The 26,068-nt window shown below is 37.6% G+C and carries 26 protein-coding genes; 12 read left to right on the forward strand and 14 right to left on the reverse strand.

The window, feature by feature from the left end; genetic code table 11:
- Window positions 1–3: 3 nt before the first annotated feature.
- The 11 genes from AC07M3_RS02490 to AC07M3_RS02540 form a co-directional block, all read right to left on the reverse strand.
- Entirely contained in the window at window positions 4–984 is a 981-nt protein-coding gene (locus AC07M3_RS02490; RefSeq protein WP_494566421.1) for a DNA polymerase III delta subunit-related protein, read from the reverse strand.
- A gap of 13 nt (window positions 985–997) precedes the next feature.
- Window positions 998–1,759 (reverse strand): 3-deoxy-manno-octulosonate cytidylyltransferase, encoded by a 762-nt coding sequence (kdsB, locus tag AC07M3_RS02495; RefSeq protein WP_309950553.1) that lies wholly within the window; start codon window positions 1,757–1,759, stop codon window positions 998–1,000.
- Window positions 1,760–1,768: 9 nt separating this feature from the next.
- Window positions 1,769–2,779, reverse strand: coding sequence for a tetraacyldisaccharide 4'-kinase (gene lpxK, locus AC07M3_RS02500; protein WP_494566422.1), 1,011 nt, complete (start codon window positions 2,777–2,779; stop codon window positions 1,769–1,771).
- Between the two features lie 2 nt (window positions 2,780–2,781).
- Window positions 2,782–4,509, reverse strand: a complete 1,728-nt coding sequence (msbA, locus tag AC07M3_RS02505; RefSeq protein ID WP_375038541.1) for a lipid A export permease/ATP-binding protein MsbA — start codon at window positions 4,507–4,509, stop codon at window positions 2,782–2,784.
- Entirely contained in the window at window positions 4,506–4,934 is a 429-nt protein-coding gene (locus AC07M3_RS02510) for an ExbD/TolR family protein (RefSeq protein WP_133746172.1), read from the reverse strand. Before AC07M3_RS02510 ends, msbA begins: the two co-directional genes overlap by 4 nt.
- Window positions 4,935–4,948: 14 nt before the next feature.
- A complete protein-coding gene (locus AC07M3_RS02515) occupies window positions 4,949–5,584 on the reverse strand; it encodes a MotA/TolQ/ExbB proton channel family protein (RefSeq protein ID WP_005041113.1) in 636 nt (211 codons plus the stop codon).
- Window positions 5,585–5,634: 50 nt separating this feature from the next.
- Window positions 5,635–6,522, reverse strand: a complete 888-nt coding sequence (locus tag AC07M3_RS02520; RefSeq protein ID WP_133746173.1) for a ParB/RepB/Spo0J family partition protein — start codon at window positions 6,520–6,522, stop codon at window positions 5,635–5,637.
- The gene (locus AC07M3_RS02525; RefSeq protein ID WP_003651453.1) at window positions 6,519–7,301 is read right to left on the reverse strand and encodes a ParA family protein; all 783 of its coding nucleotides are present in this window, start codon (window positions 7,299–7,301) and stop codon (window positions 6,519–6,521) included. Before AC07M3_RS02525 ends, AC07M3_RS02520 begins: the two co-directional genes overlap by 4 nt.
- 21 nt (window positions 7,302–7,322) lie before the next feature.
- On the reverse strand, window positions 7,323–7,955 hold the full coding sequence (rsmG, locus tag AC07M3_RS02530; protein ID WP_092705594.1) for a 16S rRNA (guanine(527)-N(7))-methyltransferase RsmG: 633 nt from the start codon (window positions 7,953–7,955) through the stop codon (window positions 7,323–7,325).
- Window positions 7,956–8,042: 87 nt separating this feature from the next.
- Entirely contained in the window at window positions 8,043–8,732 is a 690-nt protein-coding gene (murU, locus tag AC07M3_RS02535) for an N-acetylmuramate alpha-1-phosphate uridylyltransferase MurU (RefSeq protein WP_133746174.1), read from the reverse strand.
- On the reverse strand, window positions 8,732–9,745 hold the full coding sequence (locus AC07M3_RS02540) for an aminoglycoside phosphotransferase family protein (RefSeq protein ID WP_494566423.1): 1,014 nt from the start codon (window positions 9,743–9,745) through the stop codon (window positions 8,732–8,734). Before AC07M3_RS02540 ends, murU begins: the two co-directional genes overlap by 1 nt.
- Before the next feature lie 120 nt (window positions 9,746–9,865).
- Between AC07M3_RS02540 and AC07M3_RS02545 the strand changes: the two genes are divergently transcribed.
- Entirely contained in the window at window positions 9,866–12,304 is a 2,439-nt protein-coding gene (locus AC07M3_RS02545; protein ID WP_494566424.1) for an LPS-assembly protein LptD, read from the forward strand.
- A complete protein-coding gene (locus AC07M3_RS02550; RefSeq protein WP_494566425.1) occupies window positions 12,304–13,614 on the forward strand; it encodes a peptidylprolyl isomerase in 1,311 nt (436 codons plus the stop codon). Before AC07M3_RS02545 ends, AC07M3_RS02550 begins: the two co-directional genes overlap by 1 nt.
- Before the next feature lie 118 nt (window positions 13,615–13,732).
- Here AC07M3_RS02550 and fba read toward each other — a convergent pair whose 3' ends face one another.
- From fba to AC07M3_RS02565, 3 genes are all read right to left on the reverse strand, one after another.
- The gene (fba, locus tag AC07M3_RS02555) at window positions 13,733–14,770 is read right to left on the reverse strand and encodes a class II fructose-bisphosphate aldolase (protein ID WP_003651441.1); all 1,038 of its coding nucleotides are present in this window, start codon (window positions 14,768–14,770) and stop codon (window positions 13,733–13,735) included.
- A 121-nt stretch (window positions 14,771–14,891) separates the two neighbouring features.
- Window positions 14,892–15,137 carry a hypothetical protein gene (locus tag AC07M3_RS02560; RefSeq protein ID WP_199990621.1) on the reverse strand — a complete coding sequence of 82 codons (246 nt, stop codon included), beginning with the start codon at window positions 15,135–15,137 and terminating at the stop codon, window positions 14,892–14,894.
- 125 nt (window positions 15,138–15,262) lie between these two features.
- On the reverse strand, window positions 15,263–16,450 hold the full coding sequence (locus AC07M3_RS02565) for a phosphoglycerate kinase (RefSeq protein ID WP_209733437.1): 1,188 nt from the start codon (window positions 16,448–16,450) through the stop codon (window positions 15,263–15,265).
- Window positions 16,451–16,588: 138 nt separating this feature from the next.
- Here AC07M3_RS02565 and AC07M3_RS02570 point away from each other — a divergent pair, with 138 nt between their 5' ends.
- The 10 genes from AC07M3_RS02570 to AC07M3_RS02615 all read left to right on the forward strand — a co-directional run bounded on the left by AC07M3_RS02570 (window position 16,589) and on the right by AC07M3_RS02615 (window position 25,969).
- Window positions 16,589–16,972: a DUF2237 family protein gene (locus tag AC07M3_RS02570; RefSeq protein ID WP_003651438.1), complete on the forward strand. Its 384-nt coding sequence runs from the start codon at window positions 16,589–16,591 to the stop codon at window positions 16,970–16,972.
- Entirely contained in the window at window positions 16,972–17,565 is a 594-nt protein-coding gene (locus AC07M3_RS02575) for a Maf family protein (protein ID WP_092705588.1), read from the forward strand. Before AC07M3_RS02570 ends, AC07M3_RS02575 begins: the two co-directional genes overlap by 1 nt.
- Window positions 17,566–17,596: 31 nt before the next feature.
- Window positions 17,597–18,760 carry a ribosomal protein uL16 3-hydroxylase gene (locus AC07M3_RS02580; RefSeq protein WP_494566426.1) on the forward strand — a complete coding sequence of 388 codons (1,164 nt, stop codon included), beginning with the start codon at window positions 17,597–17,599 and terminating at the stop codon, window positions 18,758–18,760.
- A 373-nt stretch (window positions 18,761–19,133) separates the two neighbouring features.
- Window positions 19,134–19,697 carry a TetR/AcrR family transcriptional regulator gene (locus AC07M3_RS02585; protein WP_092705586.1) on the forward strand — a complete coding sequence of 188 codons (564 nt, stop codon included), beginning with the start codon at window positions 19,134–19,136 and terminating at the stop codon, window positions 19,695–19,697.
- 466 nt (window positions 19,698–20,163) lie between these two features.
- Window positions 20,164–20,475: an ArsR/SmtB family transcription factor gene (locus tag AC07M3_RS02590; RefSeq protein ID WP_002121379.1), complete on the forward strand. Its 312-nt coding sequence runs from the start codon at window positions 20,164–20,166 to the stop codon at window positions 20,473–20,475.
- Window positions 20,476–20,885: 410 nt separating this feature from the next.
- A complete protein-coding gene (gene sstT / locus AC07M3_RS02595; protein ID WP_092705585.1) occupies window positions 20,886–22,088 on the forward strand; it encodes a serine/threonine transporter SstT in 1,203 nt (400 codons plus the stop codon).
- A 5-nt stretch (window positions 22,089–22,093) separates the two neighbouring features.
- Window positions 22,094–22,774 carry a YoaK family protein gene (locus tag AC07M3_RS02600; RefSeq protein WP_307010068.1) on the forward strand — a complete coding sequence of 227 codons (681 nt, stop codon included), beginning with the start codon at window positions 22,094–22,096 and terminating at the stop codon, window positions 22,772–22,774.
- Between the two features lie 3 nt (window positions 22,775–22,777).
- A complete protein-coding gene (locus tag AC07M3_RS02605; protein ID WP_003651432.1) occupies window positions 22,778–23,314 on the forward strand; it encodes a DUF2058 domain-containing protein in 537 nt (178 codons plus the stop codon).
- A 367-nt stretch (window positions 23,315–23,681) separates the two neighbouring features.
- Entirely contained in the window at window positions 23,682–25,529 is a 1,848-nt protein-coding gene (locus AC07M3_RS02610) for an ABC transporter ATP-binding protein (RefSeq protein ID WP_005041140.1), read from the forward strand.
- Complete coding sequence (locus AC07M3_RS02615; protein ID WP_199990628.1) at window positions 25,529–25,969, forward strand: MaoC family dehydratase; 441 nt, start codon at window positions 25,529–25,531, stop codon at window positions 25,967–25,969. The genes AC07M3_RS02610 and AC07M3_RS02615 overlap by 1 nt, the downstream gene beginning before the upstream one ends.
- Window positions 25,970–26,068 lie beyond the last annotated feature (99 nt).

Consider the following 26,068-nt stretch of genomic DNA (forward strand, 5'->3'; position numbering starts at 1 on the left):
CCCTTAAATATTCATTAACGTTATAAACAATTGATCTATAATAAGTTGACTTTGTACATTTTGCTCAACAAGCTTTTTTGCTTGTTGTACTTCACTATAAATATTAAATAAGCTTTCTAAATCATAATATGGACTTAATTGATCAAAATCTAAATCAGTATTTTTTTGTGGCTGATTTAGCTTGACACAAATTAAATCTCCCAACAAGTATTCAAAAAGTACGATAAAATCATTAAAACTTAATTCTTTTTGCCATTTTCCTGAGAAAAATAGAGGCATATTTTTTTGAGCTACAATTTTTAGCCAGTCATTTAAGAAAATCTGTCGTTTAGCAAACCAATCACTTTTTGCAATTTCTATGGCTTGCAAAGGCATATCATTAGATAGGCCAAGTAATAAATCAGGTTGTACTTCTGCAAGTTCAGATAAATGCTCATCCAAATATGAAGTAGCCTGTTCATATGAAATACGATCTAAAGCAAAATGCTGCAATCGGCTACGAATAGTGGCTGGTAATTTAAGGTAATGATCAGCCAATAAAATTAAAACAACACGTTCACCAGGTTCTTCTAAAGTTTTTAGTAGCGCATTCGATGATGCCAAGTTAAGAGCTTCAGCAGGCTCAATAAGAATAACGCGCCAGCCTTCTCCAGTTTGTTGCACGAAAGGTAGTAAATCTCGGATCTTTTCGATTTTTATTTTTGCATTCTGCTTTTTATTTTCTTCATCTGTTGTGATATGGACATAATTGGGATGAGTGTCTGATTTTAACCATTGGCAGCTGCTACACTCACCACAAGCGCTATGAGGCTGCTTATTAAGGCAAAGCACCCATGCCAAAAAATGCTTAGCAAAAGCATGTTTCCCACAACCTTGCTTGCCATAAAATAATAGGCCATGTCCAATATTGGGAAACCTTGTTGTTAAGGTATCCCATGTTGTTTTTTGCCAGGGATAAATGTTTGAGGTTACATTCGGATTCATTAAAAATTAACGCTTATTCAAAAGATTCGACAGGCATTTTATTTAAGCGATCAAGATCAGCTTGAGTGTCTACACCAGGAGGTAAATTTGCTTGAGCGACAGCAATCGCAATGCGATGTCCATTTTCTAAAACACGTAATTGTTCAAGACTTTCTAACTTTTCAAGCTTACCCATATCCCAAGTCACATATTCTTGTAATAAGTTCACTCGATAGGCATATAAACCTAAATGGCGAAATGCTTGGTTATGTAAACTTGGCTCTGCCTGCGCAGCCCCATCACGGTCATACGGAATGGTTGCCCGGCTAAAATATAACGCTTCATTTTGCTTAGACATGACTACTTTTACAATACTATTACGCTGAAATTCATCTAAGGTATGAATAGGCTCGCACAACGTAGACATTGAACAATTTGGTTTATCAACCAAGAGTTTTGCAACTTGTTGAACAAGTTGAGCTGGCAATAAAGGTTCATCCCCCTGAACATTCACAATAATATCATCTGCTGCCCACCCCTTAATACGAGCAACTTCGCTTAATCGGTCTGTTCCTGACGGATGATCAGGACTCGTAAGCACAACGTCCACACCATCTGCACGGCAAATCTCAGCAATACGCTCATCATCTGTTGCCACACATAGATCATCAAAGCCCTCGACTTTTTTTGCTTGATCCACAACACGCAAAATCATAGGGCGATCATGAATAAGCAACAAGGGCTTGCCGGGCAAACGCGAACTTGAGAAGCGTGCTGGAATGACGATGTGTTTCATTTTTTCTTCCTAAGATAATTGGATATCAAGTTCTTGCAATTGCAGTTTTAAAACCTGATAACACTCTACAGACAGGATAGCTTTAACAGGAACAACCCAAATAGACTGTTTAAATTCCGGATATTTTTCAAGCAATGGTAATAATTTAACTGCATCTTTTTCAGTTGTAATAAGTGGCAGTTCATCATTAAAAATTAAATCATTGATTGAGTAATTATGATGGTCACGAAACGCATGCTCTTGAAATTGTTTCAGGCCTAAATCTTTAAGTGTTTGATAAAAGCGCTGTGGAAAGCCAATACCAACTACAGCATGATAACTATTTTGAGGATTGAAATTGTGCTCATCCATTGAGGATGGGTTGAGTAAATATGGCCGCCCTGTATCGAGATGCATATTTAATTCTGTAGTTGGTTTATATGCATGTTCAATTACTGTTCCAGTTTCTAAACGCTCAACTGGCTCTCTCAAATACCCCTCAGGTAATAGTTTTTGATTTCCTAAACCACGATTTTGATCGAGCACAATCCACTCGATTTGTCGTCCCAAAGCCCAATGCTGTAAGCCATCATCACTAATAATTAAATCTAGTGGTGTTGATGCAATCAAGAGCTCTATTGCAGCCTGCCTATTAGGACCCACCGCCATTGGTACACTCGTCGATTGAACAATTAATGCAGGCTCATCTCCGACCTGAGTTGCTTGAGCCCCCGAAGTAACCAACATTGGAAAAGGACCAGTACCACCATACCCCCGACTAATTACCCCAACTTTGACATTATGCTGTTGTAGATAATTCACCAATTGTATTAATAATGGAGTTTTTCCACTTCCACCCACGGTAATATTACCAATCACCATGACAGGTACAGGTGCTTTATAGACTTTCTTTAAACCAGCAGTATAAAAATTACGATTTAATAGAAACCCAGCACGATACAAACAAGATAATGGACGTAAAGCAATCAACCAACTCGATTGCTTATTCCATGCATTCTGGATCAGCTGGGCCAATGACATGCTTAGTTATCCTCAAAATTACGCTGATGTAATTGATAATAAGCACCATGTTTTTCAAGAAGTTCTTGATGAGTACCTTGCTCAACAATTTCCCCTTGATCCATCACTACAATACGATCAGCATTTTCAATTGTTGACAACCGGTGAGCAATAACAATTGTTGTGCGATCTTGCATTGCTTCATCAAATGCTTGCTGAATAAAATGTTCAGATTCATTATCGAGAGCACTTGTAGCTTCATCTAAAATTAGAATTGGAGCATTCTTTAAAATTGCTCGAGCAATTGCAATTCGCTGACGCTGACCACCTGATAGGTTTAGACCTTGTGCCCCTAAAACAGTGTCATAACCGTTTGGTAAATTCATAATGAAGTCATGTGCATATGCTGCTTTTGCCGCTGCATAGATTTTTTCATCTGATGCGCCTTCCAACTGACCATATGCAATGTTTTCACGAACAGTACGGTTAAACAATATAACTTGTTGATTTACCATTGCAATTTGCGTACGCAAACAAGAAAGCTCAATATCATTAATTGGCAAATCATCTAAATAAATTTGTCCACTTGATACTTCTTGAAAACGTACCAACATGTTAACTAATGAACTTTTACCTGCCCCTGAACGACCAACCAATGCCACAGTTTGACCTGGAAGAATATCCAAAGAAAAATCTTTAATAGCTGCTACGCCATCAGCATAATTCAATGTCACATGATCAAAACGAATTGCCCCATTTAATTTAGGTTTCAGTTGACCACTATTCTGCTCTTCAGGTAAATCTAGTAATTCAAAAACAGAATGAGCTGCTGCTAAACCACGTTGTAACTTTTCATTAACATCAGTCAAGCTTTTAACTGGCTTTGCTAACAGACCAGCTGCTGTAAGGTAAGCTACAAATTCACCAGCACTTGTAGTACCCAAAATCTGAGGTCGTAAAGCTAACCATACAATAAGAGCCATAGCACAAGCCATGACCACCTGAACAACCGGACTATTCAGGTTTTGTACAATTACCATTTTTAAACCGCGTTTTAAGTTCTCTTCCGATGACTTATAGAAACGTTTTTGTTCAGACTCTTCACCAGCAAAACTTTTTACAACAGCATTACCATTAATACTTTCTTGGACAACGTGGTTCACATCACCCATAGTATCTTGTACCTGCAATGAAAGCTTTCGCATACGTTTCGAAGCTTTACGTACCAATACACCAATCACAGGCAAAAACACAAAAACGCATAAAGTAAGACGCCAATTGGTATAAAACAGATAGCCTAATAGTCCAATAGTAATCATTCCATCCCTAACGATGGTTCTTAATGATTCAGAAGAAGCAGCTGTTAGCTGTTCAACGTTATACATAATTTTGGCAGTAATATGGCCAGATGAATTATCTAAGTAATATTGTGCTGGGAGTTTTAAAAGTTTCGCATAAACTTCCTGGCGAATACTAAAAACCAAACTGCGTGAAATCACCGCAGTATAGTAGCCGCCCATAAATAGGCCTAAGCCGCGAAAGAATACTAATAAAATAATTAATAACGGGAACCAATCCAAATCTGCTCTACTGCTGTTTTGGATTGCATCAATAATAAATTTAATCAATTTAGCAACGGAAACTTCTGTTGCTGAGTTTATACCGAACCCGATAAGTACTAATAAGGCGGCGCCCCAATAAGGTTTTAAATAGGCTATGAGACGCTTATAAACCTTAAAATCTTGATTCACTCAGAAAAACCTCTAGAAGGAACTTTGGTACTAATATTGATGTTAACAAAACCGAGTTGTCCTGCCACATCCATAACGCGAATTACATCCTGATGAGACGCTTTGGCATCCGCAGCAATGATGAACATAAAATCACGGTGCTCTTGAGCAACTTGCTTAATCGCAGTACTCAGATCAGCAACCTCTTTAGACGAAAGTGCTTGACCATTCACAGCATAATGACCAGCAGAGTCTACCACGACTTCAATTTTATGATCGTACTGTTTTGGTGGAACACCTTGTGCATCTGGTAATGTTAGATTGATGCGACTTGGCTGATTAAAAGTGGTCGACAGCAATAAAAAAACCAAAATGAACAGCAAACAGTCAATCATAGGCGTTAAATTGATATGAATGTCTTCAACCTTAGAACGTTTAAATTTCATCTGGTTTTCACCTCCTAACCAACACGGCGGTGTTCAGCTACAGACGAAGAACGCTTATAGAACAATGAGGCATGAAATAAGGTCGATTGCTGTTCTAATTCGGCAATATAATCTTGCACTACTCTTTGAAAATAGCGATAAGCAATTAAAGCAGGAATTGCAATTAACATCCCCACAGCTGTAGTAATGAGTGCTTTAGAGATACCAGGAATCATTAAACTTGGACTGCCAGCCGATCCAAAATCAATAACAAGAAACGACTCAATAATTCCCACTACAGTACCAAGCAACCCTAACAGCGGTGCTACAGCACTTAGAGTGCCCAAAAAATTAATATTTTTTTCTAAATAGGAAATTTCTTGAGAAGCTGCCACTTCCATTTGCGCACGAGCAAATTGCTCACCATGCTCGCGATGCTCAAAACCTGCTTTTAAAATGTGTCCTAATGCGCTACTTTGCGCTTCTACATTTTGTTCTAAACTTTCCACGATATCTTCAGCTCTTAAAGAGCCCTTACCGCTTAATGCTTCGGGTAGAACTTGTGAACGTCTTAACCGAACAAAACGTTCAATACTGATCGCAACAGTTAAAATCGAGCATAGAATTAAAGGCAGCATCAACCAGCCACCCGCTCTCACAAGTTCCCACATATGTTCTTCCCCAAGAATATAAAATTAGAAATACATGACCCAACTGCAAATTATTCTGGCAAACAAATATTTAAAATGCCATCTAACTCATCCAAGGTATGATAATGAATAACCAGTTTACCCTTACCCTTTTGGTTATGATCAATTTTTACATTAGCGCCAAAACGCTCTGATAATTTTTGTGTCAATTGCTCAATATCTGGTGCTACAGGCATTTTTTCCTTCTCCTGTTTAGGCTCACTTCTATCACGCACCAATTGCTCTGTTTGACGAACTGACAATCCTTTCTCAATTACAATTTTAGCAACTTCTAATTGATCTTTACCTTTCAATGTCAAAATTGCTCGAGCATGCCCCATATCAAGCTGGCCTTGCTGCATGAAATCTTTAATGTCATCAGCTAAACTCAATAATCGCAACAAATTACTCACAGTAGTACGTGCTTTACCAACCGTGTCAGCAATTTCTTGATGACTTAAACCAAATTCATCATGAAAGCGCTGTAGAGCTATTGCTTGATCAATTGGATTTAAATCTTGACGCTGAATGTTTTCAATTAACGCTAATGCAATTGCAACTTGATCATTTAAATCACGAACAATTGCTGGAATTTCAGTTAAGCCCGCAATTTGTGCTGCACGCCAACGACGTTCGCCCGCAATGATTTCAAATGGATGAGTTTCATCATCAACTGGACGGATTACAATAGGCTGCATCACCCCATGTTTTTCAATAGACGACGCTAACTCTTGTAAATCATGCTCATGAATAAAACGACGTGGTTGATATTCACCACGTTTCAGTAAATTCACATCAACTTGTTTTAACTGTCCATGGTCTAACGCCTGTGCTTCAAGTTGTAGTTTTTCTTTTTGAATTGAACCAAGTAATGCATCTAAACCACGTCCTTTAGCCAATCCGCGTTTTTTGATGCTCATACTTTACTTCCTTTCTTCACTTTACTTCTCTTTAACATCTCAGCTGCAAGATTTAAGTATGCAACTGCACCTTTAGAACTTTTTTCGAAATAGATAACAGGTAAACCATGTGCTGGTGCTTCTGCTAAGCGAACATTTCGTGGAACAACAGTATCATAAAGTTTTTTGCCGAAATATTGCTCTAGTTCTGCAGATACATCACGTGTTAAAGCATTTCGTGCATCGTACATCGTACGCAGTACACCAATAATCTCTAAATCGGGATTGAGTGCTTTTTGAATACGATCAATGGTCTGAGTTAAATCAGCCAAACCCTCTAGCGCATAATATTCGCATTGCATTGGAATAATTACACTATCTACAGCTGCCAAAGCATTGACAGTAATCAAGCTCAAGCTTGGAGCACAATCCACAATGATATAGTCAAATGAGTTTCTGATTTCATTCAAAGCATTCTTTAGAATGAATTCACGACCTTCTTGCTCTGCAATAGCAAGCTCTACACCTGAAAGCTCACGATTAGAGCCTAGAACTTTATATCCAACTTCTGCTTTTTGAATGGCTGTTTCAATTGGAACTTCACCAAGAAGAACATCTGTAATTGAATACAAAAGATCGTTCTTTTGAATACCAGACCCCATCGTAGCATTACCTTGTGAGTCCATATCTACAAGTAATACACGTTTTTTTAATACAGCTAGAGACGCTGCAAGATTTACTGCAGTCGTTGTTTTACCAACACCACCCTTTTGGTTTGCAATCGCAATAATTTGAGCCATGGTAACCTTAATACTTTTTATTTAGATATGTTGAAGTAAAAGTAAATGACGTTGTTCATCAAGTCTTGGGACGCGCAGTTCAATCACTTTACATGAAAAGTCCTGCTTGAGCTGCTCAATTTCCTCAACTGGCACCACACCTTTCATCGCTGCGATTATACTGCTCTGATGAAGGTATGGCTGAGCCGCATCTACAAAGTCCGTTAAAGAAGCAAAAGCTCGACTTGTTATGACGTCAAACTGGCCAAGCTCATCAATTGTATCTTGATTCTCAACACGTGTTTGTACTGCCACAACGTTACTCAATTTAAGATCAGCAATAAATTGCTTCAAAAAACGAATTTTTTTACCATTAGAATCTAAAAGAACACATTGGCGTTGTGGCTGACAAAGAGCAATAATCATGCCAGGCATACCACCACCTGTACCCACATCAAGCAGTCTACCTTCAGGTAAGTCATTTAAAATACTTAGACTATCCAACAAATGCTTCACTAACATTTCTTTCGGATCACGAATTGCTGTCAGATTATATGCTTTATTCCAAAGTACCAAAGCATCTTGATACTTTAACAATAATGCCAAAGCTTCATCGCTAAGCGATAAACCTAATTTTTGACTACCCTGTTGTAACTCTTGAAAAAACGGATGCATAAACAGATAACATCTAAGTAAAATTTAAAACAAAGTATACCCATTTATGCATCGTGGAACACTAGTTAACGATTAGGGATTACACAGTTAATCGTAGAAGCCTTCACGAATTTGCAAATCTAGCTCCATTAAACGCTCAGGCGTTCCCACATCTACCCATGCGCCTTTAAGTTTTTCACCAGATATTTTTTGATTCTGCATCGCTTGCTTCAATAGTGGAGCTAAAGGACGTTTACCAGGTTCCAATCCATCAAAAAGCTTAGGATGGATAACAGACACACCGCTAAAAGTGAGATTCTCACCCGTCACATCTTGATCGAATGTAAAAGCGCGTCCATCGAACAATGTAAAGTCGCCTTCAGGATGCTGTTTAGGATTATCAACCAACACAAGATGTGCTAAATCATCATTTAGCTTAATATGGCGTAGAGCTTCAAAATCCATCGTGGTCCATACATCTCCATTTACCAAAATAAACGGATCTGTTCCAAGCAGTGGCAAAGCATTAATAATTCCACCAGCTGTTTCTAAACCCTCATCCTCTCGTGTCCAACGGATATCCACACCAAATTGAGAGCCATCGCCTAAGCTGCTGATGAGTTTATCGGCCAACCAAGCAGAATTGATGACGATTTCGGTCACACCAATTTTCTTAAGTTTTTCAATATGCCACACAATAAGCGCCTTACCACCTACCTCAAGCAAAGGCTTTGGTGTATATAGCGTGAGTGGACGCATACGATTACCCAAGCCAGCAGCAAGAATCATTGCTTTCATTATGCTGCTACCTCGTAGTTACCATATTTGTCGATAAACTTCGGCATAACTATGCCATTTATGAATAACATAAACTCATCAAGTTCAGCATAACCACGGCTTTCTTCGATCAAATACCACATTACACGTGGTAAATCTTTTAAATAACCTGATTTACCATCGCGCTCAAACAGACGCACAAAGATGCCCAAAATTTTAATATGACGCTGAATAGCCATTAAATCTGCATCACGTTTGAACTGCTCAAAACTACGGTTCTGTTTCGCAGACTCTGGTAATAAGTCATAAAAGACTCTAAACCATTGATACACACGCTCTGCATTCCACTGAACATAAGCATCACGAGTAATCGAGATTAGATCATAAGTATCTGCACCAATCACTGCATCCTGAAAATCAATAACTCCAAGCTCTGGTTCATTTGCAATTTTCATCAAATTACGACTGTGAAAATCACGATGTACAATCACTTGCGGCTGAGCCAATGCAGTTTTTGCTAACACATCGAAAGCATCGTCAATCACCTGTTGCTGGTTCGCATTCGGAGTAATCTGCAAAGATGGCAGCATCCAGTCAGTCAACAGCTTCATTTCAGTTAACAATTTCTCATAGGAGTATGCTGGAAATTGCTCCTGACCATTCACAGACTGCAAATGAATCAGCTGTTTAAAGCTTTGTTCATAATATTTATCGACTGTTTCATCATTTAATAATGTCGACAACAGCACATCACCAAAATCTTCCAATAACAGAAAACCTTGAGCTAAATCTTTCGCGACGATCTGAGGGACGCGTACACCATGGCCTGCAAAAAATTCGTCAATGGTCACAAACGGAACACAGTCTTCTTTTTCTGGAGGGGCATCCATGAGCATATACGTTTTATTTTGTAACTGGATACGCGCATAACGGCGGAAGCTTGCATCACCTGCCAAAAAAGCGATCTTAAATTGATCATTTTCAAGAACAGATGTAAGCCATGTATATATCAATTGTTCACGTTGTGTATTCATTTGCAATAAAATCTAAAACAAGCTGAGATTTTTGAAGGGTTAAGTGTAGCCACTTATAAACTTTTTCTCTATGATGCGACAATAATTAATTGTGAATTAGCATACTTGGTTAATGAGACAATGAAGCATCAGTTTAAATTTAATCCTTTAGCGACAGCTATTTTTACGCTCTTATGTGGCTCCATACAATCAAGTTATGCTGAGTCAGCTGATGTTGTCTCCAATATAGACAATAATCAACTTAAAGCGAGCATCAAAGAAGCCTACCCGGGTCAAGAATTCTTTCAACAGTATTATGTTGATAAATCAGCACCTGAGGCACAGCTTCGTGACAATAAGTATTTAAGCTCGGCATTTTGCCAGGGTACATGGGTTACACCGATTAACCCTGAGACCAAAGCTCTAGATGCCGACAAAACGACTTCTGTCGTTACGGCTAACTATGGACATTATAATCCTGCCGGTGACTCTGTTTTAGAAGGCGACGTCGTTATTGATCAGGAAGGACGCACGGTTCGTGCTGACAAGGTTACGATTGATAAGACCCAAACCTTTGCACATGCACAAGGCCGAGTACAACTCGCTCAAGGCGGGTTACTTTCACAGAGTGACGAAATTAATTACAACCTAAAAAACCAGACTGGTAATTTAGAAAATAGTTTTTATATTTCTGAACAACAACATGCCCATGGTCATGCAGGAAAAATCGAAAGAACCTCGCCAAATGTCATGGTTCTTAACGATGCAACCTATACGACTTGCCCACCAGGCCAAAAACCGGGCTGGAAAATTCAGGCAAATAAAATTGAGTTAAATCAGGAAACTGGGCGTGGTGTAACTCGCGGGACAAAACTGTATGTTAAAGACGTTCCTGTTCTAGCAGTTCCTTATTTTAACTTCCCGATTGATGATCGCCGAACTACAGGTATTCTCAACCCACAGTTTGGTTTCTCAAACGATGGTGGTATTGAGCTTTCTGTTCCAGTTTATTTAAACCTTGCACCTAACTATGATCTGACACTGACTCCGCGTTATTTAGCAGACCGCGGTGCAATGCTAAAAGGTGATTTTCGATACTTAACCGATGGTTTTGGTGCGGGTGAAATGTGGGGTGGCATGTTGCCATCTGACAAAGAATACGATGATAAAGATCGTAAAGATTTCCATTTCTTACATAACTGGGATATCAACGATCAATGGTCAACTAATCTCGAATATAACTACGCTTCAGATAAAGACTATTTTTCAGATTTAGATAGCAGCCCTAACTCTAAAACAGACCTAAACTTACGTAGAGCATGGGAACTTAACTACCAACATGGTATCCCGGGTTTAAAAGCTCAACTTAAAGTCGAAGATTTCCAGACACTTGATCCGGAAATTGCGGATGTTGATAAGCCTTATGCGCGTTTACCACAATTCTTATTGAATTATGTCACAGGCAATCCATTAGGCTTACAATACGAATTCAATAATGATACTGCATACTTCAAGAAATCAATTACTGATGATTCTGCTCAGGAAAGTAGTGGTACACGTATCTACAACCAGTTTGCAACGCGCTACAACTATCGCACACCAGCAGCATTTGTAATACCTGAAGTTTCCGTACGCTCTATTCAAACATTCTATGATAAGGACAGTATCGCATCTCAAGGTCTAGATGGCGGTTCTGAAAATAAATCAGTCGTTGTACCTCAATTTACATTGGACACTGGACTGAATTTTGAACGTGAGGGCAAGTATTTACAAACACTTACCCCTCGTGCATTTTATGCATATGCTCCATACAAAAACCAAGACAGCTCTCCAAACTTTGACTCAACTTCAGCATCAGTAAGTTACGATCAATTATTTAACCCTTACCGCTTCTACGGACATGACCGTCTTGAAGACAACAACTTTCTATCACTCGGTGTAAGTTATAGTCTCTTTGACACAGTAGGCTTAGAACGTTTACGTGCAAGTGTTGGTCAAAGTTATTATTTTGAAGATCGTCGTGTGACATTAAAGCAACAAGACGAGATTGATACCGAACGCAATACTGGTCCGGTTGTAAGTTTAACAAGCCAGTTAAATCAAAACTTCACTATCGCAGCCAACTCAGCATGGATGTCTAATGGTGATAATGCTCAGCGTGATTTTCAGGTTTATTATACTGGAGATAAAGGAAATCTATATAACTTAGGCTATTTCTATCGTAAAGATATTGCTGGCCGTCAAGATACTTACGATCAGGTTGTTGCATCGTTTATACAACCAATTAAAGACAATTGGCGTATTATGGGCCACGTACAATACGACATGGATAACGATGTTGCGCGTGAACTTTTATTAGGCGTTAACTATGAATCATGTTGCTGGGGTATTTCAGTCTATGGCCGCTCATATTACAACGACCTAGATGATCCAAAATCTCCAGATGTTAGTGAAAAACGCGCCATTATGGCCGAAATTACACTAAAAGGTTTAGGTGGTTTAAACAATAAACTCGCGTCTTTACTTGAAAATCGCGTTTTAGGTTTTAACAAAATTAATCAATCTTGGACACAACGTTAATGAAGACAAAGCATCTTAAACAGTTTTTTAAAGCAACTACCCTTGCTGCCCTAATCTCTTCATCAATGCATAGTTTTGCCCAACCCGCTGATGAAGTTGTGGCAATTGTGGACAATAGCGTAATTTTAAAAAGCGATCTTCAACAAGGGATGGCTGAAGCCGCTCACGAACTACAAGCACAAAAAAAAGAGGTTCCACCTCAGCAATATTTACAATTTCAGGTGTTAGATCAATTAATCTTGCGTCAGGCACAACTTGAGCAAGTTAAAAAATATGGTATCAAACCTGATGAAAAAAGCTTAAATGAAGCTGTATTAAAAGTAGCAAGTCAATCTGGAACTAAAAGCTTAGAAGCCTTCCAACAAAAGTTAGACGCTATGGCACCAGGGACTTATGAGAGTTTACGCGGTCGAATCGCTGAAGATTTAGCAATTAGTCGTTTGCGCCAACAACAAGTCATGTCTCGTATTAAAATTAGTGATCAAGATGTAGAAAACTTCTTAAAATCACCTCAGGGTCAAGCTGCTTTAGGCAACCAAGCACATGTAATTCATATGCGTATTGCTGGTGATAATTCACAGGAAGTTCAATCTGTGGCTCAAGAAGTACGTTCAAAGCTTGCACAAAGTAATGATATAAACGCATTGAAAAAACTTTCAACTGCAAATGTAAAAGTTGATGGTGCTGACATGGGGTTCCGTCCACTTTCAGACATTCCTGCTGAACTTGCAGCACGTATTACTCCATTACAAGACGGCCAAACAACTGACTTAATTTCAGTACGTGATGGTGTACATGTTTTAAAGCTTATTGAGCGTAAACAAAATGAGCAAAAAGCTTTAGTACCTCAATTTCAAACTCGCCACATTCTCATTCAACCATCTGAAGTGGTTAGCCTTGAAAATGCCAAGCAAATTATTGACAACATCTATAAACGCTTAAAAGCTGGCGATGATTTTGCAACACTTGCAGCTACCTATTCAAATGATACGGGTTCAGCGCGCGATGGTGGTAGCTTAGGTTGGGTAACTCCGGGTACGATGGTCCCTGAATTTGATAAAAAAATGCAGGAAATTCCTGTAGGTGAAATCAGCGAACCATTCCAGACTCAATTCGGTTGGCATATCTTACAAGTAACTGAAAAACGTGAAAAAGATATGACTCACGAATATCAAGAGCGTATGGCACGTCAAATTTTAGGTGAACGCCAATTTAACACTGAAATCGATAGCTGGTTGCGTGAAGTCCGTGCAAATGCATATGTAGAAATCAAAGATCCAAGTCTAGACAAAAAGAACTTACAGAAATAAGTTCTTTTATCGTCATCAAAACCTGTGTCTATCACAGGTTTTTTTATGAATAAAATTTAACTAATAAAAAACCGGTTATATAAATAACCGGTTTCTATAAATTAAACCCTAACGGGAATTATTTATAACGATCAACCATTTTCTCTAAAGAAATTGGGCGGATCTTGTCAGCATTTCCAGCTGTACCAAACGCTTCATAACGATCGATACAAATTTGCTTCATTGTATCAACTGTTTTAGCAAAGTATTTGCGTGGATCAAACTCAGATGGATTCTCAGCCATAAACTGACGAATCGCACCAGTTGAAGCTAAGCGTAAATCAGTATCAATGTTGATTTTACGTACGCCGTGTTTAATTGCTTCTACAAGCTGCTCAACAGGTACACCATAAGTTTCGCCGATATTACCGCCGAACTCATTGATTACCTTTAACCATTCTTGTGGAACAGAACTCGAACCATGCATTACAAGGTGAGTATTTGGTAATGCCGCATGAATTTCTTTAATGCGGTCAATTGCCAAGATATCGCCTGTAGGTGGACGCGTAAATTTATATGCACCGTGTGAAGTACCAACTGCAATTGCTAGTGCATCAACATTTGTATCAGCAACAAACTGAGTCGCTTCTTCAACAGATGTCAAAAGTTGTGAGTGATCAAGCACACCTTCAGCACCCACACCATCTTCTTCGCCTGCCATACCAGTTTCAAGGCTACCTAAACAGCCAATCTCACCTTCGACAGAAACACCACATGCATGTGCTAAAGCAACAACATTACGAGTTACATCAACATTGTATTCGTAAGATGTAGGTGTTTTACCATCCACACCTAATGAACCGTCCATCATTACTGAGCTAAAGCCAAGCTGAATTGAACGCTGACAGATATCAGGGCTTGTACCATGGTCTTGGTGCATTACCACTGGAATATGTGGCCATTCTTCAATTGCAGCCAAAATAAGATGGCGTAAGAATGGAGCGCCTGCATATTTGCGAGCTCCAGCTGATGCTTGAACAATTACAGGTGAATTGGTTGCATCCGCGGCAAGCATGATTGCGCGCATTTGTTCTAAGTTATTTACGTTAAATGCTGGTACGCCGTAGTTATGTTCAGCAGCGTGATCCAAGAGCTGGCGCATTGAAATGAGTGCCATAATATCCTCCCAGGTAGTGCGGGTTATTCTACCCTTTCATTTATTTCAATTCAGCAACAAATCACAGTATTTCAAAAAAAATCCCCGCATATGCAGGGATTTTTTAACAAAAAACAACAAATTAATGTGTTTCTGAAGCAGCAGCCTCACTCGGTGCACTACCTTCAACCACATCGGTATTCTTTTCATCTAAAACTGGCTTATCAATCGCATCAATTGCTGCTTGTTGCTCAGGCGTTACTTTTTCAGAAATAGCAGTAGAAGCTGCCGATTCTTGTCCAGCCTGAGATGCTTCATCTTTCTTAGCACAAGCAGTCAACATCATCGGTACAATTAACAAAGCAGCAAATGTAAGCTTTAAATTCATCACTATTGTCCACAGTTGGTGATTTAATGCTCGCTATTTTATTGCAGATATATGACAGTTTAATGACCTATCCATGAAAAAAGGGACTGGTAGCCCAATCCCTTCTTATTTTTTAGATAACAGTATTAAGCACGCTCAAGTAAAACAGCAACTGCTGGCAAAGTCTTACCTTCAACAAATTCAAGGAACGCACCACCACCTGTAGAAATATAACCAATTTGATCAGCAACGTTATATTTATCAATCGCAGCTAAAGTATCTCCGCCACCAGCAATCGAGAAACCAGCAGATTGAGCAACAGCTAAAGAAAGTGCTTTAGTACCCTCACCAAACTGATCAACTTCAAATACGCCTACAGGACCATTCCAAAGAATCGTTTTTGATGTTGTTAAAATATTTGCAAATGCTTTAGCTGTTTCCGGACCGACATCTAAAATCATATCGTTTGATGTTACATCTTCTACTTTCTTCACAACTGCTTGCGCTGCTGCCAACGAACCTAAGAAATCTTCAAAATTAATTTGCGACGCATCGGCAACCACAACATCTGTAGGTAGTGGAACACTTACTTTCGCAGCAATTTGTTTTGCAGTTTCAACCAAGTCAGCTTCGTATAATGATTTACCAACATTAAAACCAGCAGCTGCCAAGAATGTATTTGCAATACCGCCACCAACGATAAGTTGATCACAAATACTAGAAAGTGAGTTTAAAACATCAAGTTTAGTTGAAACTTTAGAACCAGCAACAATTGCAACCATCGGTTTTTCAGGAGTTTGCATTGCACGGCCAAGTGCATCTAATTCAGCTGCCAATAAAGGACCCGCTGCTGCAACAGGAGCAAAACGAGCTACACCTTCAGTAGAAGCTTCTGCACGGTGAGCAGTACCAAATGCATCCATAACAAATACATCGCATAATGCAGCATATTTTTGTGCAAGATCTTGATTATTTTTCTTTTCACCATGGTTAAAGCGCACATTCTCAAGCAGTACGACTTGACCAGCTTCAACTTCTACGCCATCTAGGTAATCTGTTAACAATTTAACGTCTTGGCCCAATACTTCTGTTAAATAAGCAGCAACTGGAGCAAGTGATTGTTCTGGCTTTGGTTCACCTTCAACAGGACGACCTAGATGCGAAAACACCATCACAGCTGCACCTTTTTCTAAAGCAGCTTTAATAGTTGGTAATGCTGCGCGCAAGCGAGCATCGCTAGTAATCACACCATTCTTGACAGGAACGTTTAAATCTTCACGAATAAGGACACGTTTACCTGTTAAGTTAAGGTCAGTCATACGCTGAAAATTCATGTAAAGCTCTCTTTATGATTTTAAAAACGCGCCAATTTTAAATGATTACATCAAAAAAGGTTAGTTTTTTTGCATAAAAGCTGTAGAAAGTCCGAGTTTTGATTATGATAGAGATAGTCATTTGATATTTCATCCATTATGTCTATTCATCCAGATCCACAAATCAACCGTTTAAATGTTTTAGGGGAACCTTTAGCAAGTTGTTGTTTCGACCCTATTACTGGCTATTTTAGAAATGGCTTTTGCCACACAGCAGTCACAGACCTTGGTCAGCATACTGTATGTGCGCAAATGACCTCTGATTTCTTAAATTTTTCACAAAAAATTGGGAATGATCTTATTACCCCTTTACCAGAAGTAGATTTCCCAGGCCTAAAGCCCGGTGATTTCTGGTGTATCTGTGTAACTCGTTGGGTAGAAGCTTATCAAGCAGGTCAAGCCCCTCCCATTAAAATACATGCATGTCATCAAGCTGTATTAAGCTATGTGCCTTTAGATGTTTTAATGGAATTTGCAGTGTAATGGTACAGCCACAAATTATTTTGGCATCAAGCAGTCAAACACGCAAAGCCTTAATGGATCGCTTAGGGATTAACTATATCTGTGTTAGTCCAGATATTGATGAGAGCCCTCGGGATGAGATCCATGCAGATGAACTTGCAAAAAGGTTGGCTTTCACAAAAGCCCAAGTAATTGCTGCACAAAACCCACATGCAATTATTATTGGTTCCGATCAAGTCGCATGGCGAGAACATGCTCCCAATGACTTTATTGGTAAACCGATGACCATTGAAAATGCCAAATTACAGTTAGCAGAAAACTCAGGTCGAACTGTCTACTTTAGTACCGCACTCAGTGTGCAATGGCTTGACATGAATTTTGAACAAACGCTTATTGAACATTATCAAGTTAAATTCCGAACCTTAAATCAAGCCGAAATTGAACGATATATTGCATTAGATCAACCACTCCATTGTGCTGGTAGCTTTAAGTGTGAAAGTTTAGGAATTAGTTTGTTCGAAAAAATGACAGGCCAAGACCAGACGACTCTTATGGGTTTACCCATGATTCAACTTTGCCATATTTTAAGGCAGCTTGGTCTACAGATTCCTTAATTTTAGATATTTTTATAAATAGGTTATTTCCATGACAGAACCTTTAGCAGTTTTAGGCGGTATTACTGCCGAACAATTCTTAGCAGAATATTGGCAGAAAAAACCTTTGCTGGTACGTAACGGATTGCCAGAGATTGTAGGTCTTTTAGAACCGCAAGATGTGCAAGAACTTGCTTTGGAGGAACATGCGAGTGCACGACTCATTCGCCAAAAAGATAGAAATCCAAATGAATGGCACGTCAAGTCTTCACCTCTAACCAAAGGTGACTTTCAAAAGCTACCAAAATTATGGACTATTTTAGTACAGGCTGTAGACCACTACTCTTTTGACCTTTCTGAGCTTTGGAAAAAATTTCCTTTTATTCCTCAATGGCGCCGTGACGATATTATGGTGTCTTATGCACCTAAAGGTGGTTCAGTTGGAAAACATTTTGATTTTTATGATGTGTTTTTAGTTCAAGGTCACGGACATCGTCGCTGGCAGATAGGACAAATGTGCGATGTAAATACTGCATTTGTACCTAATCAACCATTAAAACTTTTACCAGAAATAGACGTACAATTTGATGAAGTTCTAGCACCAGGTGATTTACTGTATGTTCCGCCTGGAATGGCACATTATGGCGTTGCCGAAGATGATTGCTTAACTTTCTCATTTGGCTTTCGCATGCCAAACGTTGCAGGAATGATGGAACGTATTAGTGATCAATTTTCAGCTAATACTTTATTGCAAAATCCTGTTGTAGACATTGCACGCAAACAGATGGGGCAAATTGGTGAAATTAACGCAACTGAACTGAGCCACTTAAAAGATTTAGTTTTAGCTCAATTAAAAGATTCATCAGTACTTGACGCCGCTATCATGTCTTATATGAGTGAACCTAAATATCCAGATAATATTCCAGAAGCTGATGAAATCGAAGCCGATGACTTGAAAGAAATTTTACAAGAAGGATACGAAGTTCTTTTAGAGCCAGCCTCTCGACTACTTTATACAGAACAAAACGGAACCCTAAACTTTTGGGGAAATGGTGAAGTTCTATTTATAGCTGAACCCTTTGAGCCAAAATTAAAAGCGATTGCCAATGGAGAGAGTCTGCCATTTGATAGCCAATTTAATGATGACGAAACACTAGAAAACGTTGCTCACTTATTAAATGAATCTATTCTGATGCTTTTACCCCCTGCAGAGTAAATGTTTTAATAAAAGTAGGTTTTTTCATGAAAGTGGAAAAACCTACTTTTTAAATTAGCAAGCAAACTCAAAAATACATTCAATTATTATTCGTTAAATTTATCTAAAAAAATCTTAAATAATACGTGGTTAAGATTATTAAACTTTAAAAAATCTTGAAATGAGAATTAAAAATAGAAAAGCTTCATGATTAAAAAAACGATACATTTCTTACTTACTTTTTCCTTAAAATTTAAACGTTACAGTTTAAAAAAATAATATCTTTTTTCTATCAATAACAAACAATACCTTGTAAAATTAAATATCCAGATTTTCATTAATACAGATCACAGTTCACAAGCTAATAGCAATTCATTTGTGAGAGGCTAAAAATATGTCGAAGAAAGATGACATTATTAACACCGCATTAAGACTTTTTAACTCGTATAGCTATAATTCTATAGGTGTGGATCGCATCATTAATGAATCTGGCGTTGCAAAAATGACTTTCTACAAGCATTTTCCATCAAAAGAAAAATTAATTGAAGAATGTCTACTTCTACGAAACACGCTTTTACAGAACTCTCTTACCTCGGCCTTATCAAAACATGATGAGTTAGACCCTCTTGCGAGAATTAAAGCAGTATTTTTATGGTATTCCGACTGGTTTAATAGTGAAGACTTTAATGGCTGTATGTTTCAAAAAGCTTTGGAAGAGGTTTTAAAACAATATCCATCAACACATCAACCTGCCACTTTGTATAAAGCTTGGTTGACTCAACTTATGCAAAACCTTCTCAACCAATATAATGTAAAAGAACCAGGTCCTTTATCTTTACTACTCGTTAATATATTGGAAGGTATGACCATTCAAGCTCAGGTCGAGCATGGTTCAATAAAAATTTATGATTATTGGAATCGAGTTGAAAAGTTAATTGACTTTGAAAGAGCTGCTTAAAAATAAAGCGTGACATTCTTCTTCTTATATTAATATTCTTCTTATCTATCACGCTGCGTCTGAAAGTCATTTTGGTTCAAAATTAGACGTTTTTTTCGACCTTACTAAACCAAAATATACAGACCTGTCTGTACAAAACAGATTATATATTTAAAAAATAAAAACTCAATCATTTTTTTTGTTTCATTTAAAGATAAATTAGATTTAACTATTTATCGGCATGAAATAAGGCTTATTTCATGTTGACTTCAATTCACTTATACTTAACAATTAAACTTATAACACAATGCAACATTTTAAACACAAAAGAAATACAAACAACTGTTTTTAATTAAAAATACTACTTATTTATCAATTCCCCTTATATTGCTTTTCAACAAAAACAATTGGATTGATTAGTTTTGCTACATTCATTTGAGCAAGATCAATCTATACTATGCCCGCTATATTGATATAGGTATAAAGTATGAAAGATGGACTCCAAATTGAAGAAATGAAAAATGCGGCTGATTCAGTCGTGGGAATTCTAAAATCTTTGGCTAATACAGATCGTTTATTAATTTTATGTCACTTAGCTTACGAGGAGCTAAATGTCTCACAGATTGAAGAGAAGACCCAAATTACACAGCCCACTCTTTCACAACAGCTTATGATGTTACGTAAAAGTGATGTTGTATCAACTCGTCGTGATGGCAAGCAAATTTTTTATTCTATTAAGGATGACAATATGCATTCAATTTTAAATACGCTTCATCAGCTGTACTGTGCAAGTAAATAATATTTTTAAATTATAATTTTATAATAATAGTAGTAATTTCCTGAAATATGCGATTTTTCAGCTTGAAAGCTTAGAGCCTAGTCGAAGCACAAAGTTTTGAAAATTCGCGTAGCTTTTCCAAAGCCTCACCGATGCCATTTAATCTGTTATCAATTTATTTCTTCGGAGTTCATTCGGCACTTTTACCCCTTTTGATATAATTCGTTTTCTTGACGAACAATTAACAAGCAAAGCCTCCAATAAAAAAATTTAAAATTAAAAATTAACCAAAACTAAAACAATGACTTAATATTACCATCTACTATAAAAACGTCTAGTTGATATAAAAAAGCTTAAGATTCCCATAACTTAAGTATAAAATACTCCGCTTGTTCAACCTTTAGCCATGAATAGGTTAATAAGGTCTTTATATGCTTGAATTCTTTTCTCGATTAAGCTTGGTAGCCAAGATTATTATCGCCATTATTTTAGGTATTGGCGTTGCATTACTATTTCCAGACATTACGCCATATTTAAGTTTATTTGGTGAGCTTTTTATCAAAGCGTTAAAATCTGTTGCCCCTATTTTAGTCTTTGTATTAGTACTTTCTTCTATTGCCAATTTTCAGGTGGGCCATAGTGCGAATTTACGTCCAATCATGATTTTATATGTGGTAGGTATGTTGCTTGCTGCTTTCACAGCTGTGATTGTTAGTCTTTCTTTTCCAAGCACTTTGTTCCTCAACACAGTTTCTCATAATGATTTGCAATCGCCAGGAAGTTTAGCTGACATTCTGAAAAATTTGCTTTTAAGCTTTATTGCTAACCCTGTTCAAGCCATTAGCGAAGCAAACTTTATTGGTATTTTAGCTTGGGCAATTGGCCTCGGTTTAGCAATGCGCCATAGCTCAGACACCACAAAAGAAGTCATGCAGGATGTTGCACATGCTGTTAGTGCTATTATTCATAAAGTAATTGCTTTTGCACCTGTCGGTATTTTCGGATTGGTTGCAGTAACTTTTGCAGATGCGGGTCTCGCAACACTTGAAAGTTATGCGCAATTATTAGTAGTACTGTTAGGTACGATGTTCTTTGTTGCTTTAGTTATCAATCCAATTCTTGTTGCGCTTACTATACGTGGGAACCCATACCCTCTCGTGTTTAAATGCCTTAAAGAAAGTGGGATTACTGCTTTCTTTACACGAAGCTCAGCAGCCAACATTCCAGTTAACTTAGATTTAGCAGAACGTTTAGGTGTTAATCCATCTACAGCAAGTGTCTCTATTCCATTAGGTGCGACAGTAAATATGGCTGGTGCGGCAGTGACAATTACCGTACTCACACTAGCCACTGTTCATACGCTTGGAATTCATGTTGATTTTGCAACAATGCTCATCTTATCAGTTGTTGCTACAGTTTCAGCATGTGGTGCTTCTGGTGTAGCTGGTGGTTCTTTGCTTCTGATTCCAGTAGCTTGTAGTTTATTTGGCATTTCAACTGAAATTGCGATGCAAGTAGTGGCTATTGGTATGATTATTAGTGTATTGCAAGACTCTACAGAAACAGCGCTTAACTCTTCTACAGACGTTTTATTTACCGCAGCTGTAGATATTCGTTCGAAACAAGCTTCCTAAACGAAATGCCATTTCAACGTCTACCAAACTGGTTCCAACTCGGAGCCTTTTTACTGGCATTCAATGCCGGAATGATTAATGTATTAGGGTTAATTACCCTTTTGCATCAATCTATTTCACACATGACTGGCAACGTTAGTATCCTAGCTATGAGTTTGGTAGAGTGGCAACCAGAACATATCATTTTCTTGCTTCTGGTGATCATTTGTTATGTTTGCGGTTCATTTTATAGTGGTTTTATTTTAGGCAGCAGCCATTTTCGACTAGGTCGTCGCTATGGCTTACCTTTGAGTCTTGTTGCTTTATTCATTTTTCTTTGTTGGCTATTACTTCCTTATTTTCCACGCTATGGATTATTATGGGCTTGTACAGCGATGGGCCTACAAAATGCAATGGTTAGCCATTATAAAGGAACCATTATTCGAACTACCCATCTATCTGGCGTTTTAACAGATATTGGTTTAGCACTTGGATATAAAGCTAGAGGCTTACCTGTAGAAAACCGACGTATAGTTTTACACTTACTAATTTTTGCAGGTTTTCTGCTGGGTGGAATTCTCGCCGCGCTGGTACATCCGCAATTAAAGTTACAAGCATTTTTATTGCCAGCAACTTTAAGCTTAGTCTTAAGTATTTCTTACTGGGTCGTTTACTTCTATAGCCCTTCAACTTCACATAAGGATTAAGTCATGGTTAAAAATGCCTTACAAGCACAGCTACTAAAAGCTGGGTTAGTGGATAATAAAAAAGCAAAAAAATTAACAAAACAAGCTCATCACGAACAACGTATCGGTCAAAGTAATGAGGCCGAAATCAAAGCAAATATTGAAAAAGCTCAACAAGAAAAGTTAGCTAAAGATCAGGCTTTAAACTTAGAAAAACAACAACAACTTGAGGAAAAAGCCCTCAAAGCATCAATCATTCAAATGATTAAACATCATAAAATTTCAAATACTGATGGTGATAGTGTTTATCAATTTATTGATGAGAGTAAGATCAAGAAGGTATATATTTCTCAGCAAGTATATAATGCCCTTGTTTCAGGCAGTCTAGTCATTGCTAAAGATCAAAATCAATATGCTTACTTACCTAAAGCATTAGCTGAAAAAATTGATCAGAAGATGAAAGGTTTTATTTTATTGAACAATGCTGAGTCCAATGAACAGACTACAGATGAAGAAGATCCATATGCAGCTTATGTTATTCCTGATGATTTAATGTGGTAAGACATACAAGGGCCTTTATTATGCAAATATAAAGGCCTTTTTCAAATGGATTTAAAAAGTGTTAATTTAACAATTGTTCAAAATAGTAAGAAAAAATACTTAAAGAATAAATTCCTTCACCACTTTATCTATTAATCCCGATATAATAAATCATAATTTTTTAAGTCTTCGCGACATTCTTGAAGATTTCTTCAGGCATCCAAATTTACGTCATGTACGAATGAATGACGTACAACATAATCAGTTCATGTGTATTTGCACATATTCAAAAGATCGAAAACCGAAGTGATATTGATCTAACTGACTTTTTTGTAAATTTAATTGCAAAGACTTAATTAAGTGGCTTTTGTCTTAAAGGTAGTAATTCATGCTGAAGTGGTTTGAAAAACTTGTAGATCCCTACCCAACAAAAGGTCTGGATGAACCTTTACCAACTCGTTTTTTTCCATTTGTCTGGCAAGCAACGGAAGGCTTACGCCCTTACTTATTCTTACTTATTCTTTTTACAGCAGGTGCGGCAAGCTTTGAAGCGTTACTTTTTTCAAAGATTGGACAACTCGTAGATTGGTTAAGTAGTAGTCGCCCTGAAAGTTTTTTAAGTCAGCACACGACTGATTTACTACTTTTAATTGGTGTTTTATTTACCAATATCTTTTTTGTAAATATTCAATCTATTGTAAAACATCAGATTTTATATAGTACTTTTCCAATGCGTTTGCGCTGGCGTTTTCATAATCTTTTATTAAAACAAAGCTTAGATTTTTTCCATAATGACTTTGCTGGTCGACTTTCTGCAAAAGTTATGCAAACGGCTCTAGCCATCCGTGAATTCTGGATTATTTTGGGCGATATGCTGGCTTACGTCGCTATTTACTTTATTACCGTTAGTATTGTTCTTGGCTCAATTTCAACAATTTTGCTGATACCACTTTTAGTTTGGTTAACCTTATTCTTATTAAGTGCGTGGTTCTTTATTCCACGTTTAAGTAAAGTTTCTCAGCAGCAAGCCGACGCTAGATCAATTATGACTGGTCGCGTTACCGACGCTTACACCAACATTCAAACAGTTAAATTATTTGCTCATGCGGGACGTGAGAGCCAATATGCAAAAGCATCAATGAAAGAGTTTATGACAACAGTCTATGCTCAGATGCGTTTAGGCACTCTTTTTGAAATAAGTATCAACATGCTATCAGCCGTCTTATTTATTGGCGTTATTGGCACCTCAGTTTGGCTATGGACTCAAGGTTTAGCAGCATTAGGTGTAATTGCAGCGACTACTGCCATGATTTTAAAACTTAATAGTATGGCTGAGTTTATGATGTGGCATATGTCCGCATTATTTGAAAATGTTGGAACCATTCAAGATGGTATGCAAACATTAGGTAAAAAAATTAATATTCAAGACAAACCTGATGCAAAAACACTTGAAGTAAGCCAAGGTGAGATTGTATTTAAAGATGTTAGCTTTGCTTATAACAATAAAAATGTGATTAATCACTTCAACTTAAAAATTAAAGCTGGTGAAAAGATAGGAATTGTTGGACGTTCTGGAGCAGGCAAATCTACGCTTATTCAGTTGCTTTTACATTTTTATCATCTTAAGCAAGGTGCAATTTTAATTGATGGGCAAAATATTGAAGATGTGACTCAAGATAGTCTAAGAGCGAATATTGCCTTAGTAACACAAGATACTTCTTTATTACATCGCTCAGTCGCTGAAAATATTAAGTATGGACGTCCAGATGCATCTGATGCCGATATGAAAAATGCTGTAAAGAAAGCAAAAGCTGCCGAATTTATACCTCAATTGGTAGATTTAAAGGGTCGTAATGGATATGACGCTCAAGTTGGTGAACGTGGTGTAAAACTTTCTGGTGGTCAAAGACAACGTATTGCTATTGCACGTGTATTTTTAAAAGATGCTCCTATTCTCATTTTAGATGAAGCCACTAGTGCATTAGATTCAGAAGTTGAAGCAGCTATCCAGTCAAGTTTAAATGACCTTATGGTTGATAAAACTGTTATTGCAATTGCACACCGATTATCTACTATTGCACAAATGGATCGTTTAATTGTTCTTGATGAAGGCCAAATTGCTGAGCAAGGAACACATGAAGAGTTAATTGCGCAAAATGGAATATATGCCCAATTATGGAAACGTCAAACAGGCGGCTTCCTAATTGAACAAAAAGTTTTACAGGGTCAAGACTAATGCTTTATTTAGAAGATTTGAAAATTGGTGATCGTTTTATTAGTCGTGAATATGAAATCACCTTAGATGAAATCAAAAAATTTGCAAATTCCTATGACCCTCAAACATTTCACATAGATGAAGAGCAAGCTAAGCATGATCCTATTTTTCAAGGGATTGCTGCCAGTGGTTGGCACACTTCTGCCATCACTATGCGTTTATGGACCGAATGCATGCCTATTCATGGAGGTTTGATCGGTTCAGAATCTAGTTTGCGGTGGCCACGCCCCACTCGACCGGGTGATAGAATTCATGTTGAAACTGAAATTTCAGCTATCACACCATCCAAAACAAAATTAGATCGTGGTATTGTAAGTTACGTTACACAAGCCTTAAATCAACATGGGGATGTCTTACTTATTTCAACAACAAAAATTGTTGTCTTTAAAAAGAATGTTTAAAAATGGTTGATATGATTGTCTAACAGTTTTTATAAATTCAGATTATATTTCATGACAAGATGTGTAAGAAATGCATGTGAAAAATTGATGAGAGCAATG

It is taken from the genome of Acinetobacter sp. GW821-FHT09D10 (assembly GCF_059416285.1).

What these genes read in the sequence shown, in the direction of transcription:
- AC07M3_RS02510 (WP_133746172.1), bottom strand. Translation starts at nt 4,934, where the DNA reads ATGAAATTTAAACGTTCTAAGGTTGAAGACATTCATATCAATTTAACG.
- lpxK (WP_494566422.1), bottom strand. Translation starts at nt 2,779, where the DNA reads ATGTCATTGGCCCAGCTGATCCAGAATGCATGGAATAAGCAATCGAGT.
- fba (WP_003651441.1), bottom strand. Translation starts at nt 14,770, where the DNA reads ATGGCACTCATTTCAATGCGCCAGCTCTTGGATCACGCTGCTGAACAT.
- AC07M3_RS02580 (WP_494566426.1), top strand. Translation starts at nt 17,597, where the DNA reads ATGACAGAACCTTTAGCAGTTTTAGGCGGTATTACTGCCGAACAATTC.
- sstT (WP_092705585.1), top strand. Translation starts at nt 20,886, where the DNA reads ATGCTTGAATTCTTTTCTCGATTAAGCTTGGTAGCCAAGATTATTATC.
- AC07M3_RS02575 (WP_092705588.1), top strand. Translation starts at nt 16,972, where the DNA reads ATGGTACAGCCACAAATTATTTTGGCATCAAGCAGTCAAACACGCAAA.
- AC07M3_RS02550 (WP_494566425.1), top strand. Translation starts at nt 12,304, where the DNA reads ATGAAGACAAAGCATCTTAAACAGTTTTTTAAAGCAACTACCCTTGCT.
- AC07M3_RS02545 (WP_494566424.1), top strand. Translation starts at nt 9,866, where the DNA reads ATGAAGCATCAGTTTAAATTTAATCCTTTAGCGACAGCTATTTTTACG.
- AC07M3_RS02605 (WP_003651432.1), top strand. Translation starts at nt 22,778, where the DNA reads ATGGTTAAAAATGCCTTACAAGCACAGCTACTAAAAGCTGGGTTAGTG.
- AC07M3_RS02610 (WP_005041140.1), top strand. Translation starts at nt 23,682, where the DNA reads ATGCTGAAGTGGTTTGAAAAACTTGTAGATCCCTACCCAACAAAAGGT.
- AC07M3_RS02515 (WP_005041113.1), bottom strand. Translation starts at nt 5,584, where the DNA reads ATGTGGGAACTTGTGAGAGCGGGTGGCTGGTTGATGCTGCCTTTAATT.
- AC07M3_RS02565 (WP_209733437.1), bottom strand. Translation starts at nt 16,450, where the DNA reads ATGAATTTTCAGCGTATGACTGACCTTAACTTAACAGGTAAACGTGTC.
- AC07M3_RS02560 (WP_199990621.1), bottom strand. Translation starts at nt 15,137, where the DNA reads ATGAATTTAAAGCTTACATTTGCTGCTTTGTTAATTGTACCGATGATG.
- kdsB (WP_309950553.1), bottom strand. Translation starts at nt 1,759, where the DNA reads ATGAAACACATCGTCATTCCAGCACGCTTCTCAAGTTCGCGTTTGCCC.
- rsmG (WP_092705594.1), bottom strand. Translation starts at nt 7,955, where the DNA reads ATGCATCCGTTTTTTCAAGAGTTACAACAGGGTAGTCAAAAATTAGGT.
- AC07M3_RS02590 (WP_002121379.1), top strand. Translation starts at nt 20,164, where the DNA reads ATGAAAGATGGACTCCAAATTGAAGAAATGAAAAATGCGGCTGATTCA.
- AC07M3_RS02615 (WP_199990628.1), top strand. Translation starts at nt 25,529, where the DNA reads ATGCTTTATTTAGAAGATTTGAAAATTGGTGATCGTTTTATTAGTCGT.
- AC07M3_RS02570 (WP_003651438.1), top strand. Translation starts at nt 16,589, where the DNA reads ATGTCTATTCATCCAGATCCACAAATCAACCGTTTAAATGTTTTAGGG.
- AC07M3_RS02520 (WP_133746173.1), bottom strand. Translation starts at nt 6,522, where the DNA reads ATGAGCATCAAAAAACGCGGATTGGCTAAAGGACGTGGTTTAGATGCA.
- AC07M3_RS02600 (WP_307010068.1), top strand. Translation starts at nt 22,094, where the DNA reads ATGCCATTTCAACGTCTACCAAACTGGTTCCAACTCGGAGCCTTTTTA.
- murU (WP_133746174.1), bottom strand. Translation starts at nt 8,732, where the DNA reads ATGAAAGCAATGATTCTTGCTGCTGGCTTGGGTAATCGTATGCGTCCA.
- AC07M3_RS02525 (WP_003651453.1), bottom strand. Translation starts at nt 7,301, where the DNA reads ATGGCTCAAATTATTGCGATTGCAAACCAAAAGGGTGGTGTTGGTAAA.
- AC07M3_RS02490 (WP_494566421.1), bottom strand. Translation starts at nt 984, where the DNA reads ATGAATCCGAATGTAACCTCAAACATTTATCCCTGGCAAAAAACAACA.
- AC07M3_RS02585 (WP_092705586.1), top strand. Translation starts at nt 19,134, where the DNA reads ATGTCGAAGAAAGATGACATTATTAACACCGCATTAAGACTTTTTAAC.
- AC07M3_RS02540 (WP_494566423.1), bottom strand. Translation starts at nt 9,745, where the DNA reads ATGAATACACAACGTGAACAATTGATATATACATGGCTTACATCTGTT.